General features: G+C 69.4%; 15 protein-coding genes. 10 read left to right on the plus strand and 5 right to left on the minus strand.

Going from position 1 to position 19914, the window contains the following annotated elements:
* Positions 1-3: 3 nt before the first annotated feature.
* The 7 genes from trpB to ACQ7HM_RS17120 all read left to right on the plus strand — a co-directional run bounded on the left by trpB (position 4) and on the right by ACQ7HM_RS17120 (position 11954).
* Positions 4-1368 carry a tryptophan synthase subunit beta gene (trpB, locus tag ACQ7HM_RS17090; protein WP_434217414.1) on the plus strand — a complete coding sequence of 455 codons (1365 nt, stop codon included), beginning with the start codon at positions 4-6 and terminating at the stop codon, positions 1366-1368.
* Positions 1365-2162, plus strand: a complete 798-nt coding sequence (gene trpA, locus ACQ7HM_RS17095) for a tryptophan synthase subunit alpha (protein ID WP_434217415.1) — start codon at positions 1365-1367, stop codon at positions 2160-2162. The genes trpB and trpA overlap by 4 nt, the downstream gene beginning before the upstream one ends.
* The gene (gene lgt, locus ACQ7HM_RS17100; RefSeq protein WP_434217416.1) at positions 2159-3250 is read left to right on the plus strand and encodes a prolipoprotein diacylglyceryl transferase; all 1092 of its coding nucleotides are present in this window, start codon (positions 2159-2161) and stop codon (positions 3248-3250) included. The genes trpA and lgt overlap by 4 nt, the downstream gene beginning before the upstream one ends.
* A gap of 173 nt (positions 3251-3423) precedes the next feature.
* Entirely contained in the window at positions 3424-8010 is a 4587-nt protein-coding gene (gltB, locus tag ACQ7HM_RS17105; RefSeq protein ID WP_434217417.1) for a glutamate synthase large subunit, read from the plus strand.
* Entirely contained in the window at positions 8003-9520 is a 1518-nt protein-coding gene (locus ACQ7HM_RS17110) for a glutamate synthase subunit beta (protein ID WP_434217418.1), read from the plus strand. Before gltB ends, ACQ7HM_RS17110 begins: the two co-directional genes overlap by 8 nt.
* A 52-nt stretch (positions 9521-9572) precedes the next feature.
* Entirely contained in the window at positions 9573-10991 is a 1419-nt protein-coding gene (gene pyk, locus ACQ7HM_RS17115) for a pyruvate kinase (protein WP_434217419.1), read from the plus strand.
* Between the two features lie 96 nt (positions 10992-11087).
* Entirely contained in the window at positions 11088-11954 is an 867-nt protein-coding gene (locus tag ACQ7HM_RS17120; RefSeq protein WP_434217512.1) for an acyl-CoA thioesterase, read from the plus strand.
* Here the strand turns inward: ACQ7HM_RS17120 and ACQ7HM_RS17125 are convergent.
* Both ACQ7HM_RS17125 and ACQ7HM_RS17130 read right to left on the minus strand, forming a co-directional pair.
* Positions 11929-12636 carry a hypothetical protein gene (locus tag ACQ7HM_RS17125; protein ID WP_434217420.1) on the minus strand — a complete coding sequence of 236 codons (708 nt, stop codon included), beginning with the start codon at positions 12634-12636 and terminating at the stop codon, positions 11929-11931. The genes ACQ7HM_RS17120 and ACQ7HM_RS17125 overlap by 26 nt on opposite strands.
* 4 nt (positions 12637-12640) lie before the next feature.
* Positions 12641-13552, minus strand: coding sequence for a manganese catalase family protein (locus ACQ7HM_RS17130; RefSeq protein WP_434217421.1), 912 nt, complete (start codon positions 13550-13552; stop codon positions 12641-12643).
* A 229-nt stretch (positions 13553-13781) separates the two neighbouring features.
* Here ACQ7HM_RS17130 and ACQ7HM_RS17135 point away from each other — a divergent pair, with 229 nt between their 5' ends.
* Both ACQ7HM_RS17135 and ACQ7HM_RS17140 read left to right on the plus strand, forming a co-directional pair.
* Positions 13782-14603 (plus strand): DUF892 family protein, encoded by an 822-nt coding sequence (locus ACQ7HM_RS17135; protein WP_434217422.1) that lies wholly within the window; start codon positions 13782-13784, stop codon positions 14601-14603.
* A gap of 46 nt (positions 14604-14649) precedes the next feature.
* Positions 14650-15498 (plus strand): SDR family oxidoreductase, encoded by an 849-nt coding sequence (locus ACQ7HM_RS17140; RefSeq protein ID WP_434217423.1) that lies wholly within the window; start codon positions 14650-14652, stop codon positions 15496-15498.
* 16 nt (positions 15499-15514) lie between these two features.
* On the opposite strand, the gene ACQ7HM_RS17145 is transcribed toward ACQ7HM_RS17140, so the two are convergent.
* Entirely contained in the window at positions 15515-15949 is a 435-nt protein-coding gene (locus ACQ7HM_RS17145; RefSeq protein WP_434217424.1) for an SRPBCC family protein, read from the minus strand.
* Positions 15950-15992: 43 nt separating this feature from the next.
* Positions 15993-17579, minus strand: coding sequence for a phytoene desaturase family protein (locus tag ACQ7HM_RS17150; RefSeq protein ID WP_434217425.1), 1587 nt, complete (start codon positions 17577-17579; stop codon positions 15993-15995).
* 65 nt (positions 17580-17644) lie between these two features.
* Between ACQ7HM_RS17150 and ACQ7HM_RS17155 the strand changes: the two genes are divergently transcribed.
* A complete protein-coding gene (locus ACQ7HM_RS17155; RefSeq protein WP_434217426.1) occupies positions 17645-18592 on the plus strand; it encodes an SDR family NAD(P)-dependent oxidoreductase in 948 nt (315 codons plus the stop codon).
* A gap of 4 nt (positions 18593-18596) precedes the next feature.
* Here ACQ7HM_RS17155 and ACQ7HM_RS17160 read toward each other — a convergent pair whose 3' ends face one another.
* Positions 18597-19778, minus strand: coding sequence for an alcohol dehydrogenase catalytic domain-containing protein (locus ACQ7HM_RS17160; protein WP_434217427.1), 1182 nt, complete (start codon positions 19776-19778; stop codon positions 18597-18599).
* Positions 19779-19914: the final 136 nt, after the last annotated feature.

Raw genomic sequence — 19914 nt, forward strand, 5'->3', positions numbered from 1 at the left:
AGCGTGTCCATCGATCACGCCTCCCGTCCCTTCCCCACCGCCAGCGTGGGACTGTCCGAGCGCACCGAGTTCGATCCGGACGCCCGCGGGTACTTCGGAAGCTTCGGCGGCCGCCATGTGCCCGAGGCCCTGATGGCCGTCATCGACGAGGTCACGACGACCTACGAGAAGGTCCGCAGCGACGACGAGTTCCTGGCCGAACTCGACCGCCTGCAGCGTGACTACAGCGGTCGCCCGTCGCCGCTGTTCGAGGCGACACGGCTGAGCGCCGCCGCCGGTGGCGCCCGCATCTTCCTCAAGCGCGAGGATCTGAACCACACCGGTTCGCACAAGATCAACAACGTCATCGGTCAGGCCCTGCTCGCCCAGAGGATGGGCAAGACGCGGGTCATCGCCGAGACGGGCGCCGGTCAGCACGGTGTCGCCACCGCCACCGCCTGCGCACTGCTCGGCCTCGAGTGCATCGTCTACATGGGCCGCGTCGACACCGAACGGCAGGCACTCAACGTCGCCCGCATGCGACTGCTCGGTGCCTCGGTCATCGCGGTCGACAACGGTTCGGCGACGCTCAAGGACGCGATCAACGAGGCCATGCGTGACTGGGTCACCAACGCCCACAACACCTACTACTGCTTCGGCACCGCGGCCGGTCCACACCCGTTCCCGCTGATGGTGCGCGATCTGCAGCGCATCGTCGGACTGGAGGCCCGCGCGCAGATCCTCGAGCAGACCGGCGCGCTGCCCGACGCCGTCGTGGCGTGTGTCGGCGGCGGATCGAACGCGATCGGCATCTTCCACCCGTTCATCGCCGATGCCGAGGTGCGCCTGGTCGGTTTCGAGGCGGCCGGTGACGGCGTCGAGTCCGGACGGCACGCGGCCACCTTCTCCGGCGGCACTCCCGGTGCCTTTCAGGGCGCCTACTCCTACCTGCTGCAGGACGACGACGGCCAGACGATCGAATCGCACTCGATCTCCGCCGGTCTCGACTACCCCGGTGTCGGCCCCGAACACGCACACCTGCTCGAGACCGGTCGGGCCGAGTACCGCCCGGTCACCGACGCCGCCGCGATGGACGCACTGTCGGTGTTGAGCAAGACCGAGGGCATCATCCCGGCCATCGAGTCCGCCCACGCCGTCGCGGGCGCCATCGACCTCGGTGCGGAACTGGGCGAGGGGGCCGTCATCGTGGTCAACCTGTCCGGACGCGGCGACAAGGACGTCGACACCGCCGCTCGGTGGTTCGGTCTGCTCGACAAACCGGCCGGCAGCGACGGCAGCGGCACCACACTCGGTGACCCCTCGACAGCCGACTCCTCTGGGGTCGACACCTCGACCACGCAGCCGCCCGCCCCGGGTATCACCCCGTGAGCTCCTCGCGCCTGGCCCCGGTCTTCGCGCAGTGCTCGGCCGAGAACCGCAGTGCGCTCGTCGGATATCTGCCCGTCGGCTATCCCGACGTCCCCACCTCGTTGGAGCTGGTGCGCGCACTGGTGCAGTCCGGGTGCGACATAGTCGAACTCGGCATCCCGTACTCCGACCCGGTGATGGACGGCCCGACCATCCAGGACGCCGCCGACACCGCGCTTCGTGCGGGCACCCGCGTCCGCGACGTGTTCGCCGCCGCCGAGGCGGTCGCCGACGCCGGGGGAGCGCCGGTGGTCATGTCGTACTGGAATCCCGTGCTGCGCTACGGCGTCGACGCGTTCGCCCGTGATCTCGCCGCGGCGGGCGGTCGTGGGCTGATCACCCCCAACCTCATCCCCGAGGAGGCCGACGGCTGGTTGGCCGCGGCCGACGATCACGCTCTCGACCCGATCTTCCTGGTCGCGCCCTCCTCGACCGAGGAACGCCTGGCGATGACCGTCGACTCGAGCCGCGGGTTCGTCTACGCGGCCTCGACGATGGGCGTCACCGGTGCGCGCGATGCCGTCTCCGACGCCGCCCCCGGCCTCTGCAGGCGGATCCGGGAACACTCCGACATCCCGATCGGGGTCGGACTCGGCGTGCGCAGCGGAGCCCAGGCCGCGGAGATCGCCGCCTACGCCGACGGGGTCATCGTCGGATCCGCTCTCGTCAGTGCCGCCGCAGAGGGTGTCGAGGCGGTCTCCGCACTGGTGGAGGAACTGGCCGCGGGAGTGCGTTCGGCTACTGTGGCACGGTGACCGACCCCGCTGTCCTGGCCTACATCCCGAGTCCCTCACAGGGTGTCTGGTACCTCGGAGGTTTCCCGTTACGGGCGTACGCGCTGTGCATCATCGTCGGCATCGTCGTCGCGGTGTGGTGGGGCAGCAAGCGGTGGCAGGCGCGCGGCGGCCGCGACGGTGAAGTCCTCGACATCGCCATCTGGGCGGTGCCGTTCGGCCTCATCGGAGGCCGTCTCTATCACCTGGCCACCGACTGGCGGACCTACTTCGGCGACGGCCCGAAGACCCCGATCGATGCGTTCAAGATCTGGGACGGCGGCCTCGGCATCTGGGGCGCGGTGCTCTTCGGCGCGCTCGGCGCCTGGATCGGGGCGCGTCGCGCCGGCATCTCGTTGCCGGCCATGGGCGACGCCATCGGCCCGCCGATCCTGTTGGCACAGGCCATCGGTCGGCTGGGCAACTATTTCAACCAGGAGCTCTACGGCGCGCACACCTCGCTCCCGTGGGGCCTGGAGATCTACGAACGCGTCGACCGCAACGGCAACGTGGGGCCGGGCCTCATCGACGGCACCTCCACCGGCACCGTCGTCGACGTGGTGCAGCCGACGTTCCTGTACGAGCTGATCTGGAACGTCCTCGTCGTCATCGCATTGGTGGTGATCGACCGACGGTTCCGCATCGGTCACGGCCGCCTGTTCGCCCTCTATGTCGCCGGATACTGCGCGGGTCGGTTCGTCATCGAACTGCTCCGTGAGGACCAGGCCACCCACATCTTCGGTGTCCGCATCAACGTCTTCACCGCCGTCATCGTCTTCTGCTGCGCGATCGCCTACGTGATCCTCGCCCGCAAGGGTCGAGAGTCCCCCGCCGAGATCTACCGGGACGGCGCCGGTCCCGAGTCGGCCCCCGACGCCGACGTCCGGGGCGGTGACATCGAGGACACCGCCGCCGACGCCGACGCCGACGACACCGGCACCGACGACACCGCGACGGGTGACGCGGCGTCCGGGACACCCGAGCCGGTGACCTCCGCCGCCGGGAAGGCCGAACCCGACGAGCCCGGGTCCGACGGCGACGACACCAACGGTGCACGCACGCCGTCCTGACCGACCGGAGAGTCCACCCGCCGGAAACACACCCGACGGGCTCGCGACCACGGTGTTAGCATCGGATTTCGCGTGACGGTGCGTCGATCGCGAACCCGTATCTCCCGCAGGCCGGTGCAGTCCTGAGGACCCATCGCTGATGGCCGCCAGGCCTGTCGTGGAGGTTGTCACCGGTGCTGTTCTCCGCATTCCCGCCCGCGCAGGGCCTCTACGATCCCGACGCCGAGGCCGATTCCTGCGGCGTCGCGATGGTGTGCGACATCCACGGCCGACGCTCCCATGACGTCGTCGCCGACGGACTGTTGGCGCTGGAGAACCTCGACCACCGCGGCGCGGCGGGCGCCGAGACGAACAGCGGCGACGGCGCCGGCATCCTGATCCAACTGCCCGACGCCCTGCTGCGCGCGCAGACATCGTTCGACCTGCCCGATCCCGACCTGTCGGGCAACCACTCCTACGCGGCCGGCGTCTGTTTCCTGCCCGTCGACGCGTCCGCACGCGCGGCGGCGACCGCGCGAATCGAGTCGATCGCCGCCGACGAGGGCGTCACCGTCCTCGGCTGGCGCGACCTGCCGACCGACGCCGACGGAGCCGACCTCGGCGCCACCGCCCGCGGCTGTATGCCGCACATGGCGCAACTGTTCGTCACGGTCGACACCGACGACGGCACACCCCGGCCGGCGGGCATCGATCTCGACCGCATCGTGTACCCCCTGCGCAAACGCGCCGAACAGACCGACGCCCATGTCGAATCCGAGGGCAGCGGAGTCTATTTCGCGTCGCTGTCGAGTCGCACCATGGTGTACAAGGGCATGCTCACCACCACCCAGCTGCCGCTCTACTACGCCGACCTGCGCGACGAGCGGTGCGAGAGCGCCATCGCCATCGTCCATTCGCGCTTCTCCACCAACACCTTTCCGTCGTGGCCCCTCGCGCATCCGTTCCGCTACGTCGCGCACAACGGCGAGATCAACACCGTGCGCGGCAACCGCAACCGCATGCGCGCCCGGGAGGCGATGCTCGACAGCGATCTCATCCCCGGTGATCTCCGCCGCCTGTTCCCGATCTGCACACCCGATGCGTCCGATTCCGCGTCTCTCGACGAGGTCCTCGAACTGCTGCACCTCGGCGGCCGCAGCGTCGCGCACAGCGTGATGATGATGGTCCCCGAGGCGTGGGAGAACGTGGCCGACATGGATCCCGACCGGCGGGCGTTCTGTCAGTTCCACGGATCGCTGATGGAGGCATGGGACGGCCCGGCGTGTGTCACCTTCACCGACGGCACCGTCGTCGGTGCGGTGCTCGACCGCAACGGGCTGCGCCCCGGGCGGTGGTGGCAGACCCGCGGTGGCCGTGTGGTCCTCGCGTCGGAGTCCGGGGTGCTCGACATCGGCGTCGACGACGTCGTGGCGAAGGGACGCCTCGAGCCCGGACGGATGTTCCTCGTCGACACCGCGATCGGACGCATCGTGGGCGACGAGGAGATCAAGTCCGATCTCATCGCCGCCGCCCCCTACGCCGAATGGCTGCACGCCGGATTGCTCGAGATCGCCACGCTGCCCGACCGACCGCGCTTCGTGCCGACCCACGAGTCGGTGGTGCGCAGGCAGGTGTCGTTCGGGTACACCGAGGAAGATCTGCGCATCCTGTTGACGCCGATGGCCGCCGGTGGCACCGAGCCACTGGGGTCGATGGGCACCGACACCCCGGTCGCGGTCCTCTCGCGCCGGTCACGGCTGCTCTACGACTACTTCGTCGAACTGTTCGCGCAGGTCACCAACCCGCCACTCGACGCGATCCGCGAGGAGATCGTCACGTCGATGGCGCGGGTCATGGGGCCCGAACACAACCTGCTCGCTCCCTCGGCGGCGTCGTGCCGACAGATCGTTCTGCCGTGGCCGGTCCTCGACAACGACGAGCTGGCCAAGATCGTCCACATCGACGACGACGGCAATCACCGCGGTCTGTCGGCCCGTGTCCTGCGCGCGCACTTCGAGGTCGGCGGGGGAGGTGAGGCACTCGCCCACGCGCTCGACGATCTGCGGGCGCGTGCCTCCCAGGCCATCGCCGACGGTCACTCCACCCTGGTGATCAGCGATCGCGAGGCCGATCGTGACCACGCCCCGATCCCGTCACTGCTCGCGGTCTCGGCGGTCCACCACCATCTGGTGCGAACGAAAGAGCGCACGAGGGTCGCGCTCGTCGTCGAGACAGGTGATGCGCGCGAGGTGCACCACGTGGCGCTGTTGATCGGTTTCGGCGCCGCGGCGGTCAACCCGTACCTGGCCTTCGAGTCCATCGAGGACCTCATCCGCGAGGGTGAGCTGACCGGCGTCGCCCCCACCGGGGCGGTCCGCAACTACCTCCTGGCCCTGGGCAAGGGGGTGCTCAAGGTCATGAGCAAGATGGGCATTTCCACCGTCAGCTCCTACACCGGCGCACAGTGTTTCGAGGCCGTCGGACTGTCGTCGGACCTCGTCGCCGAGTACTTCACCCGCACCGTGTCGCGTATCGAGGGTGTGGGGCTGGCCGAGCTCGCCGAGGAGGTGGCGATCCGACACCGCCGGGCCTTCCCGGACAACCCCACCGAGCAGGTCTTCCGCCGGCTCGACGTCGGTGGCGAGTACCAGTTCCGTCGCGAGGGGGAGTTGCATCTGTTCACCCCCGAGACCGTGTTCCTCCTGCAGCACGCGACCGCCAGTGGCAGGGAGGACGTCTACCGCCGGTACTGCGACGAGGTCAACCGTCTGTCGGCCGAGGGCGGCACGCTCCGTGGACTGTTCGACTTCGTCGCCGCGGACGACGACACCGCTGGGCGGTCGCCGGTGCCCATCGACGAGGTCGAGTCGGTGGAGTCGATCATGACCCGGTTCAACACCGGGGCCATGAGTTACGGCTCCATCTCTGCCGAGGCGCACGAGACGATGGCGATCGCGATGAACCGGATCGGCGGGCGGTCGAACTCCGGGGAGGGCGGCGAGGACACCGACCGCCTCTACGACCCGCAGCGCCGCAGCGCGGTGAAACAGGTCGCCTCCGGACGGTTCGGGGTGACCAGCGACTACCTCACCAACGCCACCGATATCCAGATCAAGATGGCCCAGGGCGCCAAACCCGGTGAGGGTGGACAACTCCCGGCCTACAAGGTGTATCCGTGGATCGCCAAGACCCGGCACTCCACGCCCGGTGTCGCGCTCATCTCGCCGCCCCCGCATCACGACATCTACTCGATCGAGGACCTCGCCCAACTCATCCACGACCTGAAGAACGCGAACTCGAACGCGCGCGTCCACGTGAAGCTCGTCTCCGCGGTCGGTGTGGGCACCGTCGCGGCGGGGGTGTCGAAGGCGCACGCCGACGTGGTGTTGATCTCCGGCCACGACGGCGGTACCGGTGCGTCGCCGCTGACCTCCCTCAAACACGCCGGCACGCCCTGGGAGATCGGTCTGGCCGATGCGCAGCAGACGCTGATGCTCAACGGGTTACGTGATCGCATCACCGTCCAGTGCGACGGCGCCCTGCGGACCGGGCGCGACGTGATGGTGGCCGCTCTGCTCGGGGCCGAGGAGTTCGGGTTCTCCACCGCGCCGCTCATCGTGGCGGGCTGCATCATGATGCGCGTCTGCCATCTCGACACCTGCCCGGTGGGGGTCGCCACGCAGAACCCGGTGTTGCGGGCGCGGTTCACCGGACAGGCCGACCACATCGTGAACTTCTTCCGGTTCATCGCCGCCGATGTCCGCGAACACCTCGCGATGCTCGGCTTCCGGTCGATCGACGAGGCCGTCGGGCGGGCCGACGCGCTGCACACCGCAGCCGGTGTGGCGCACTGGAAGAGCCGCGGCATCGACCTGTCACCCATCTTCGCGGTGCCCGACGTCCCGGGCGCCCGTCGCCGCGTCACCGAGCAGTACCACGCCCTCGACAAGGCCCTGGACCAGACACTGATCCAGCTCGCCGAGGGTGCCCTCGAGGACGCGCACCCGGTCACCCTCGACCTGCCGGTCCGCAACGTGAACCGCACCGTGGGCACGCTGCTCGGCGCCGAGGTCACCCGCCGCTACGGTGCCGAGGGACTCGCCGCCGACACCATCCGGGTGAACCTCACCGGGTCGGCCGGACAGTCGCTCGGTGCGTTCCTCCCGCCGGGTGTCACCATCGACCTGCGCGGTGACGCGAACGACTATGTGGGCAAGGGCATCTGCGGTGGCACCGTGATCGTGCGACCCGATCCCGACGCGACGTTCGTCGCCGAGGATCAGGTCATCGCGGGCAACACCCTGCTCTACGGGGCCACTTCGGGACAGGTGTACCTGCGCGGCCGCGTCGGGGAGCGGTTCTCGGTGCGCAACTCCGGTGCCACCGCCGTCGTCGAGGGTGTGGGCGACCACGCGTGTGAGTACATGACCGGGGGGCGGGTCGTGATCCTCGGACCCACCGGACGCAACATGGCCGCGGGCATGTCCGGGGGCATCGCGTTCGTGCACGATCTCGACCCGGCGAAGGTCAACCCCGCGATGGTCTCTCTCCAGCGACCCGACCCCGACGACCTCGCCTGGTTGCGCGAGACGATCGGCCGACACACCGCACTGACCGGGTCCGGCGTCGGCGCGTCCCTGCTCGCCGACTGGCCGCGCCGGTCCCAGGCGTTCACGAAGGTGATGCCGACCGATTACCAGCGCGTGCTCGACGCCGCGCGGATGGCGCAGGCCGAGGGACGCGATGTCGACTCGGCGATCATGGAGGCGGCACGTGGCTGACGCACGCGGATTCCTGACCGTGGGCAAGCGGGAGGACCGCGCCCGCCCCGCGTCGGAGAGGGTGCACGACTGGGCCGACGTCTACGAGCATCCCGACCCGCTCCAGCAGCGCGAGGAGGTCTCCGAGCAGGCGCGGCGATGCATGGACTGCGGTATCCCGTTCTGTCATTCCGGTGGGGCGGGGTGCCCGCTGGGCAACCTCATCCCGGAATGGAACGACCTCGTCCGTCGCCGTCGGTGGGATGCCGCCGCCGACCGTCTGCACGCGACGAACAACTTCCCGGAGTTCACCGGCAAGATCTGCCCCGCCCCGTGTGAATCGGCGTGCGTCCTGTCGATCTCGGACGAGACGACCGGCGGCAGCGTCACCATCAAACGCATCGAGAAGACGATCGCCGAGGTGGCCTGGCAGGAGGGCATGGTCGAGCCGAAGATGCCCGCGGTGCGAACGGGTCGATCGGTCGCCGTCGTCGGTTCGGGTCCCGCCGGTCTCGCCGCCGCCCAGCAGCTGACCCGTGCCGGGCACGACGTCACCGTCTACGAACGCGACGACCGCCTCGGCGGCCTGCTGCGGTACGGCATCCCCGAGTACAAGCTGCAGAAATCCGACATCGACCGACGGCTGGCGCAGATGCGCGCCGAGGGCACCGACTTCCGGACCGGGGTCGACGTGGGCGTCGATCTCGGTGTCGCCGACCTGCGAGCCCGACACGACGCGGTCGTGCTCGCCGTCGGTGCGCTCGCCGCGCGCGACAACGTGGTTCCCGGCCGCGAGCTCGACGGTGTCCATCTGGCGATGGAGCATCTCGTGCCCGCCAACCGCGAATGCGAGGGTGACGGACCGAGCCCGATCACCGCCCGCGGCAAGCACGTCGTCATCATCGGCGGCGGCGACACCGGCGCCGACTGCCTGGGCACCGCCCACCGCCAGGGTGCCGCGTCGGTGACCCAGCTCGACTACAACCCCGAACTGCCGCGCAGCCGCGACGACGGACTCTCGCCGTGGCCCACCTGGCCGTTGGTGATGCGGACGTCGTCATCGCATCACGAGGGCGGCGAGCGCAGGTATCAGGTCGCCGTGCAACGGTTCCGTGGCGACGCCGCGGGACGCGTCACGCACCTCGTGCTGGCCGAGGTGGAGGTGCGGCGCGACGAGGGCGGAGGACGCACCGTCGTGCCCGTCGGCGACGACTTCGAGATCACATGCGATCTCGCGTTGTTCGCGATCGGCTTCGAGGGGGTGGAGCCGATGGCGCTGCTCGACGACCTCGGCCTGTCGACGACACCCCGCGGAACCCTGTCCTGTGGGAGCGGGTGGCAGACCACGGCGGAGGGCGTCTTCGTCTGCGGCGACGCCCATCGCGGCGCGTCGTTGGTGGTGTGGGCGATCGCCGAGGGACGGGCGGCGGCACGGGGTGTGGACGAATTCCTCATGGGCGCCTCGGATCTGCCGGCCCCGGTGCATCCGGGTGCGCTGCCGCTGTCGACCGCGCGTCTTTCCGCGAGATGACAAGTTGGCGCTGTGATGGAGTTGGCCGGACGGGGAGACTAGGCTCGGCCGGGTGAATCGCCGTACCAAGATCGTCTGCACCCTGGGCCCTGCGACCGATTCGGCGGAGCGCGTTCGAGAACTCGTCGAGAGCGGCATGGATGTCGCGCGCCTCAACTTCAGCCACGGCACGCACGCCGACCACCAGGCCATGTACGAGCGGGTCCGTGAGGCCTCCGACATCACCGGACGCGCCGTCGGCATCCTCGCCGACCTCCAGGGACCGAAGATCCGTCTCGGGCGCTTCGCCCAGGGCCGCACCGAGTGGGCGACCGGCGAGCAGGTCCGGATCACCGTCGACGAGATCGAGGGAACCCACGATCGTGTGTCGACGACGTACAAGGAACTCGCGGTGGACGCCCAGCCCGGCGACCGACTCCTCGTCGACGACGGCAAGGTCGGCCTGACCGTCGTCGACGTCGACGGCAACGACGTCGTCTGCCGTGTCACCGAAGGTGGTCCGGTCAGCAACAACAAGGGCGTGTCGCTGCCCGGCATGAACGTGTCGGTGCCGGCCATGTCCGACAAGGACACCGCCGACCTCGAGTTCGCGCTGTCGCTCGGCGTCGACCTCATCGCCCTGTCGTTCGTGCGCTCACCGTCCGACATCGAGCTGGTCCACGAGGTGATGGATCGGGTCGGTCGGCGGGTTCCCGTCATCGCCAAGCTGGAGAAGCCCGAGGCGATCGACAACCTCGAGGCCGTCGTGTTGGCGTTCGACGCGGTGATGGTCGCCCGCGGCGACCTCGGTGTGGAACTGCCGCTCGAGGAGGTGCCGCTGGTGCAGAAACGAGCCATTCAGATGGCACGCGAGAACGCCAAGCCGGTCATCGTCGCGACGCAGATGCTCGAGTCGATGATCGAGAACTCGCGGCCCACCCGCGCCGAGGCGTCCGACGTCGCCAACGCCGTCCTCGACGGCGCCGACGCGGTGATGCTGTCGGGTGAGACGTCGGTCGGTAAGTACGTGATGGAGACCGTCCGCACGATGGCCCGGATCGTCAACGCCGTCGAGAACAGCACCCGCGCGGTCCCGCCGCTCAGCCACGTCCCGCGCACCAAGCGCGGCATCATCTCCTACGCCGCCCGCGACATCGGCGAACGTCTCGACGCCAAGGCATTGGTGGCGTTCACGCAGTCCGGCGACACCGTCCGCCGACTCGCCCGCCTCCACACGCGGTTGCCGTTGCTGGCGTTCACTCCGCTGCCGGAGGTCCGCAGCCAGCTGGCGATGAGCTGGGGGACCGAGACGTTCCTGGTCGACCCCGTCGAGAGCACCGACGCGATGATCCGGCAGGTCGATTCCTCCCTGCTGAAGATCGGTCGGCTCAGCGTCGGCGATCAGGTGGTCATCGTCGCCGGAGCACCTCCCGGTACGGTCGGATCCACCAACCTGATCCACGTGCACCGCATCGGTGAAGAGGATCACTGAGTTCTGACCTGAACTCCATCCCGGGGGAACTCGGTCCGGCCCGAGCCGGCGCCGAGCGGGATGCATCGACGAGGGGGCCGGGCAGTGGAAGTGACCATGCAGAGTGATCTCGACAAACTCCTCGGCCTGTTCGACCTGACCGATGCCGGCGACGACGTGTTCGTGGGGCAGCACCCCGAACAGAAGACCGCCCGCACCTTCGGCGGACAGTTGCTCGCCCAGGGCGTCATCGCCGCCGGCCGCACCATCGTGAAGGGCACACCGCCCGTCCACGCGCTGCACGCGCACTTCATCCGCGGCGGCGACGTCGAGCGACCCATCCACTATCACGTGCACCGTTCCCGCGACGCCCGCAGTTTCGCCAACCGGCAGGTCACCGCCATGCAGGGCGACGCGGAGGTCTTCACGATGCTCGTCGCGTTCCAGGACAGTTCGGCCGGTCTCGAGCACGCCGTGTCGACCCCCGAGGTGCCCTACCCCGATGAGTTGCCACCCCTCGGCGAGCACTTCAAGGGATACGAGGACCGCATCGCCGCATTCGTCGACGCGCTGCACCCGATCGACATCCGGTTCGCCAACGATCCGACGTGGAAGGCCCGCGAGACCGGCGAGCGGTTGGAACAGAACCGCGTGTGGATGCGCGCCGACGGGACCCTGCCCGACAACCCGCTGCTGCACGTCGCGACCATGGCCTATGCGTCCGACACCACCGTGCTCGACTCGATCATCACCACACACGGACTGTCCTGGGGCATCGACCGACTGTTCGCGGCGACGGTCAACCACTCGATGTGGTTCCACCGCGATTTCCGGTTCGACGAGTGGATGCTCTACGCCACCGAGTCCCCGGTCGCGGCCGGCTCCCGCGGTCTCGCCTCGGGACGCTTCTTCACCCTCGACGGGACACTGGCGACCACGGTCGTGCAGGAGGCACTGATCAAGCACTTCCCGGCACGGGACTGATCGCGGTGTCCGGTCGCCCCGACCGGCTCTGGTCGTAACTCGACCGTCGCAGCGTCGCCAGCCAGTCCGGGAACATCGACACACCCCCGGGCGCGTTCCTGATCGGGTCGAAGTCGACGTGATCGGGGTGTCTGGCGGCAGTCAGGTCGACCGACCCGAAGGGTGTGAAGCGGCCGAGGGGCCCCCGGGCGTGGGACAGGACCAGACGGAGCCGGTCACCGGCGTCGACGGTGGAGCGCACCGTGTCCGGCGCCATGTCCGTCAGAGCGGTGTCGCCCACGAGTTCCGCGCGCAGCCACCACAGGTGCGATCCCACCCGGAACGGGGTGAGACTCGAGAACGTGGCAGAGGTCCACGCCATCGCCGGTAGCGGGATCGCCAGTCGTACCGCCTGTCGACTCGACGTCGCCGGCAGCAGATCCCAGAGGGTCTCGCGATCCGTTCTCGGGTCGGTGACCGTCAGACGCAGGGCGACACCCCCGACGTCGGGGAGGCCGCGCGGCGTGCCGACCCCCTTGGAGATCCGGATGGTGACGTCGGCCCCGGACAGCGTCACCAGATCCATCGCGGGCCGCGAGAACCGCGCCGAACCCGCGCAGACCACCCCGGTGGGATGGAATGCGCGGGCGCGACGTGCGGCGGCCGCCCACCGGAACGGGGCGCCGGCCACCTCGGTCAGCACCGGTTCAGTTCGCGTCCGGGTCGACGACGTCCTTGAGCTTGCCGATGACGCCCTTCTCCGTGCCGAAGGCGGGCGTGCGCGGTTCGCCCATCGCCCCGTCGTACGTTGCGTACAGCTTGGGATCCGGCGGCGGTCCGGCCTGGGCGGAACCCAGCGGCACCGGGTCGGCGAGGAAACCGTTCTCGTGACGCCCGTCGGCCGCCACGCCGTACGCCCACCGGCCCTTGTCCGCGTCGGCGCCGTCGGACAGGTGCCACAGGCTGGTGGCGTGTTCGGCGTGCTCGGTGTCCATGAGGTCGTTCGGGACGATCGTGTCCTCGAGCCCGTCGGCCTTCAGTTCCTCGATCGCGGCCAGCCACAGATTCTGGTGGTAGGTGTCGCGAGCGAGGTTGAACTTCAACATGTCCTTCACGCCGGGGTCGTCGGTCATGTGGTAGAGCCGAGCGGTCTGCAGCCGCCCATGGGACTCGACCGACACATTGGATCGGAAGTCCGCCAACAGGTTCCCGCTCGCGACGATGTAACCGCCGTTCCAGGGGACACCGTTGCTGTTGGCGAGCATCGCCCCGCCGCCGGCGACGATGGCCTGCTGCGGATCCATGCCACCCATGACCGCGGCGACCACGGGATCGCCCGCCGCGTTCTTCGTCGCGTCGGTGGCCGGAGCGCCCTCGAGCAGGCGCGCGATCATCGTGGCGATCATCTCGACGTGACCGATCTCCTCGGTGGCGACGTCCATGATGAGGTCCTTGTACTTGCCCTTGAGACGGCAGTTCCAACCCTGCATGAGGTACTGCATGGTCACGGTCATCTCACCGAAGGTGCCGCCGATGAGTTCCTGCAGTTTGTGGGCGTAGACCGGGTCCGGCTTCTCCGGGGCGACGTCGAATTGCAGATGGTCGGTGTGTCGGAACATGGGAGACCTCTCGTTGACGGGGGAGCGCGCGCCCCCGGAATCCGTTGCGCACAGCCGGGAACCGGCGTGTCACGCGGTGTGGGGTTCGGCGACGGTCTCTGCCGGGCGTTCGCGATCGGGGTGCCCCACCCGTGCGGGGGCTCAAACCCTCCCGGGGCGGTGGTTTGGGCCCGCCGGACGTCGGGAACCCGACGACCACGTCCTGTTCTCAGACGAAAGGAAGTCCCCCATGACGGTCTCGACGTCGACCATCCCCGATCAGCTCCGTGCGATCCTCGCCCTCACCCACACCGAGATCCAGGTGGCCCAGACGCGGGTCGCGCAGGCCCGCACCGACGCGGTGCGCCGCGAGTTGACCCAGAACGCGGACAACGCCCGAGGGCGTGCCGAGTCCATCCAGCGTGTGCTCCGCGACCAGGGTGCATCTCGGACGGCGTTGCGACCCTTGATCGGTCGCCTCGCGGCCCTGGGCAAGGCCCTCGCCGAGCAGGTCGCACCCCTCGACGAGGCACTGCTCGGTGACCTCGCGCTGGAGCACCAGCTGCTCGATCGCTCGCGATACCTCCTCGCACTCGCCACGTCGGCCGGCGACGACACCGTCCGCGACCTCGCGCAACGCCTCGTCGGTGCACACGAGGCCACCGTCGACTGGCTCACCACCGTTCTGGCCGAGGAGGCACTCGGGGGACCGGTCGCTCTGCGGCGTGGCCCTGGACAGTGGGGCGCGGGGGTCGCACTGCGGGCCGCATCGGCGCCCGCGTCGGTGGCGGTCGGCGGGATGGACAGGGTCGTGGAGATGCTGCGTGGCGCCTCCGAGGCGGTGTCCGCCGTCCGCGGCCGGCGCGGTCCCATCGGTGAGGACCTCCCCATCGAGGGCTATGACGACCTGACCGTCCCCGAGGTGGTGGCCGCGATCCGCGAACTGGACGATCCGAGGTCGATCCGCGCCGTGGTCGCCTACGAGGAAGCCCACAGGAACCGTCACGGCGTCGTCTCCGCGGCGCAGACGCGGCTGGCCTCGATCGCGTCGGACATCGTCGGGACCCGTTGAGCACCAACATCATCAACAAATTCGAGACCACCAGAGGAGCCACGAGATGAGTGACCACCCGTCGGAGAACATCTCCTACCCGGGCGAGACCGCCGAGATGTCGGAACGGCCACGCGACGAGATGCGCGACTATCGCGGACGCGACCTCCTGCGTGGACGTCGGGCGCTGATCACCGGAGGCGATTCCGGTATCGGTCGCGCCGTCGCGGTCGCCTTCGCCAAAGAAGGCGCCGACGTGGCCATCGCGTACCTCGACGAAACCGACGATGCGACCCACACCTGCGACCTCGTCGATGCGGCGGGTACCCGCGGCGTGCTCTATCCCGGCGACCTCGCCGACCCCGCGCACTGCGCGCAGATCGTCGAGTCCACGGTCGCCGACCTCGGCGGGATCGACATCCTGGTGAACAACGTGGCGTTCCAGAACCCGGTCGAGGACTTCATGGAGCTGACCCCCGAGCAGTGGCGACGGACCTTCGACGTCAACATCGACAGTTTCTTCCACACCACACGGGCCGCGGTTCCCCACCTCGGCCGCGGCGGCGTCATCATCAACACCGGGTCGATCAACGGTCTGCGCGGCAACAAGTCGCTGATCGACTACTCCGCCGCCAAGGGCGCGGTCACCGCGCTGACATATTCGCTCGCACAGTCGTTGATGGACAGGGGTATCCGCGTCAACTGTGTCGCGCCCGGACCCGTGTGGACCCCGCTCATACCGGCGACCATGCCCCCGGAACAGGTCGGACAGTTCGGTGCGCAGGTGCCGTACGGCCGGGCGGCGCAACCCGACGAGATCGCGCCGTCGTACGTCTTCTTCGCCTCTGAGTTGTACTCGTCGTACTACAGCGGCGAGGTGCTGGCGCCGATCGGGGGAGAGACCCTGCCCGGGTGAGTCGACGGCCGCCGTGTCACGCGCCGTCGTTCTCCGCCAGGTAGACCAGGCGCTGCAGGCACTCGCGCAGGCGCGGCGCCATCGTCACCCGCTGTACGTCGTCGGGCACCCATCGCGCGGGAGCGGTCTCGGCCGTCTCGTCCATCGTGACGATCGAACCGTTCTCGTGCTTGACGACCGCCATCTCGATGCGGGCCCTTCCGAAGGGCCACGCGTGCGCCGACAGGACGAGAGTGCCGGCGCCCGAGGACAGCGACCGCGTCTCGTCGTCGAGCAGCAGCGGCCAGGCGCCGACCGAGTGATGGATCCGCGAACCCTCCTGGGGCCAATCGGGGTCCACGCCCCGGATGCGTGAGGCGCCGACCACCCACGACGCGTACAACCATCCGTTGGACAGGACCGACCACACCTGGGCGGGGGTGGCGGTGGTGTGGGTGGACACTGCGGGCATGGGGCCTCCTGATCGTCGTGCGGTGGGTGTGCGGGGATGGGGGTCAGTTCGTCAGCCGTCGGTCGAGCAGCGAGATGACCGTCCTACGGGGGAGCCCTCGGATGCCGTGGGCGGCGAGCGCGGCGCGGGCTGCGTTGTTGCCGCATGCGCCGTGTACGCCGCCCCCGGGGTGGGCTGACGCGCCGGCGAGGTAGAGCCGGTCGACGGGGGTCTCGGGCCGGCCGGTCCCGGGTACCGGACGGAACACCAACTGCTGGTGCAATTGTGCGGTTCCGCCGTTGACCGCGCCTCCGTGCAGGTTGGGATCGTCGTCGGCGAGCATGCGGGGAGTCTGTACGTGTCGCCCCTCGAGCAGATCGGTGAAGCCGGGCGCATGTGCCTCGACGACCTCGTCCACGCGATCGGCGAGTGTCTGCGCCGCCGCCTCGTCGGTGATCCCCCGCGGGAGATGGGTGTAGGCCCAGGCGCTCTCGGTTCCGCTGGGCGAGCGGGTGGGGTCGGAGGTGGTCATCTGCCCGAACAGCAGGAAGGGGGTGCGCGGCACCACGCCGGTCGTCAGGTCGGCCATCCATCGCACCATCTGGTCGCGATCGGCACCGAGGTGCACCGTCCCCGCCTCGGAGAGCGCGCGACCGGTCCAGGGGATCGGCGCGCGCACCGCGTAGTTCACCTTGACGACCGGCATGTCCCAGTCGAACCGCTCGAGATCGGCGACGACACGGGCGGGCAGGTTCGCGGGACCGACCAGGTGCGTCAGGAGCGTCGGGGCATCGACGTCGGCGAGAACCGCTCGCCGGGCGCGGAACCGACGTCCGTCACGGGTGCGGACACCCCGTGCCCGACCGTCCTCGATGTCGATGCGGTCGACTGCGGTCCCGGTGAGGATCTCGACCCCGGCGGCACGGGCGCGGGAGGCCAGCGCCTCCGACAGCGCAAACGCGCCGCCGACCGGCACCGGGAATCCCGTGTCCTGTCCCAGCATGGTGAGCAGATAGCCCATGAGACCGCTGCCGGGCGCGTCGAGGGGTATGTCGGCGTGCATGGCGTTGCCCAGGAACAGGATCTGCGCATGAGGATCCCGGAAGAGTTCGGTCACCATGCGCGATGCGGGCAGGGTGAGGAAGCGGGCCAGTCGGAGCAGGTCGCCTGCCTCGAGCGCGCGCAGCAGACCCCACGGCCCGCGGACGGGTGGGAACGGCCGGAACAGGGTGTCGATCAGTGCGGGGCCGATCGTCCGCCACTGCTCGGTCAACTCGACCCACGTCCGACCGTCGCGGGCGTCGTGAGCGGCCAGCGCGGCCGCCGTGACCCCGGCGTCCCGGTGGACGACAGCCGGGCCGGTGTCGTCGGGTGAGAGGGGATGGCCGAAGGCGATCGGCGCACGGCTCCACGTCAGTCCGTGGTGGCCCAGATCGAGGCCGCGCAGGGCCGGTGACACCGAGGCCAGCGGGTAGAACGCGCTGTAGAGGTCGGAGACGTATCCCGGCGTCAGTTCTGCGCTGCGCACCGCCCCACCCACGGACTCGTGCTGTTCGAGCAGCACGACATCCCACCCCGCGTCGGCGAGGCGGATCGCGGCGACCAGCCCGTTGTGTCCGGCGCCGATGACGACGGCGTCCACAGCGCTCACGCGGTCTGCACCGCCACAAGTGTGTCCATCACGCGGCGGTGTACCCACCGTCGGAACGGTCAAACATGGTCGCAGCGACCGCCGGGGGAGGATTGCGTTCCGCGTCCGACGGGTACACCGCGCACATGGACGTACTCCGATCGATGATGGAACGTGACCGACTGCGGGAGACGGTGGACAGCTGGGCGCACCGGGGGCCGGCGGTGATCACCGGGGCGGCCTCGGGGATCGGTCGCGCGATGGCGGAGACGTTGGCCGGGTACGGGGTCGAGGTGGTGGTCAGCGACATCGACGAGGCAGGTGTCGAGGAGACCGCACGCCGGTGTCGTGCGCGGGGGACGAACGCGCATAATCACCGACTCGACGTCTCCGATCGTGACGCGGTGTACGCCCACGCCCGGTCGGTGGTCGACCTGCTCGGCGTGCCGCAGCTGGTGGTCAACTGTGCGGGCCTGACCACGATCGCGCTGATCGAGAACGAACGTGATGCCGACGGCCGACGGGTGTTCGAGGTCAACCTCGACGGCGTCGTCAACGGCACCGACGCGTTCCTGCCCGAGATGCGACGCGCGGGCTCGGGGCACCTGATCAACGTGTCGAGCGCTTTCGGTCTCGGCGCCGCACCGCTCCAGAGTTCCTACAGCGCATCGAAGTTCGCGGTACGGGGGTACACCGAGTCGATCCAGTTGGACCTCCTGCGCGACCGGTCACCGGTCGGTGTCCACTGTGTGTGCCCCGGTGCGGTGCGCACCGGAATCGCTCGCACAGCCCGCTACACCGACTCGCGGGTGCGCCGCCGCGTCACCACGGTGTTCGACCACGTGATCCCGGCGACCCGACCCGAGAGGGCGGCCCGCACCATCCTCGCGGGTGTGATGCGAGGTCGCCGGCGCATCGTCGTCGGTGTGGACGGCCGGTTGCTGGACGTGCTGACGCGACTGACCGGCGGGACCTGGCAGGGTCCCGCCGGTCGGATGTTGCGACCCGTCGCCGCGATCATCGGCGACCGCTGACCGATCAGGGTTTGAGTAGGATCTTGACCGCTCCGTCCTGCTTCTTCTGGAAGATCTCGTAGGCGTGGGGAGCCTCCGACAGCGGGAACTCGTGCGTGGCGAAGGTGTCGACACCGAGGGGGTCGTCGTCGCCGAGCAAGGGCATGATGTCGTCGACCCAGCGGCGGACGTTGGCCTGGCCCATGCGCAACGCGATCTGCTTGTCGAACATGGTCATCAGGGGCAGCGGGTCGGCGGCCCCGCCGTAGACGCCGATCAACGAGATCGTGCCGCCGCGTCGGACGATGTCGATCGCCGAGTTCACCGCGGCCAGGCGATCGACGCCGGCCTGCTTCATCAACGGTTCGGCCACGGCGTCGGGCAGGTGCGCCGCCAGACGCTGCATGACGCTCGCACCCGGTGATCCGTGAGCCTCCATCCCGACCGCATCGATGACCGAGTCGGGCCCACGCCCGTCGGTCATCTCGCGGATGAGATCACCCGGCTCGCCGGACTCCGTCGACAGGTCGATCACCTCGATGCCGCGGGCGGCCGCCCGCGCCAGACGTTCGGGCACCAGGTCCACCGCGATCACGCGGAATCCCTTGTGCGCGGCGATGCGCGCGGCCATGTCGCCGATGGGGCCGAGGCCGAGGACCACGACCGTGCCCCCGTCGGGGATGTCGGCGTAGACGACCGACTGCCACGCCGTCGGGAGGACGTCCGACAGATAGGTGAACCTCGAATCCGGCGGACCCTGCGGAACCGTGATGTGGGTGAAGTCGACATGCGGCACACGCAGGTACTCCGCCTGCGCGCCGGGAACCGACCCGTAGAGCTGGGAGTACCCGAACAGGGCTGCGCCCATCCCCTGGTCACGCACCTGCGTCGTCTCGCACTGCGTGGGCAATCCGTGCCCGCACATGAAGCAGTTCCCGCAGGCGATCTGGAAGGGGATCACCACACGGTCGCCGACGTTCACCGTCGACACCGCCGACCCGACGGCGACCACCTCACCCATCGGTTCGTGCCCGATGATGTCGCCGGGGTTCATGAAGGCGCCCAACACCTCGTACAGATGCAGATCCGACCCGCAGATGTTCGTCGTCGTCATCCGGACGATGGCGTCGGTCGGATCGATGATGGTCGGATCGGGGACCTCGTCGACCGACACCTGTCGCCGTCCCTGCCAGGTGACTGCTCTCATGTGCATGCCCTTTCCTCGTGGGGTGATGGTCGGCGCAGGTACGTCGCGATCGCGTCGCATCGCCGCCGCCGACGTCGTCGCCGGACACCATCGGTCAGCCGATGTACCCGGGTGTAAGGCCGGTCAAACACGCCGG

The organism is Williamsia sp. MIQD14 (assembly GCF_051025635.1).
GTDB lineage: Bacteria > Actinomycetota > Actinomycetes > Mycobacteriales > Mycobacteriaceae > Williamsia_A.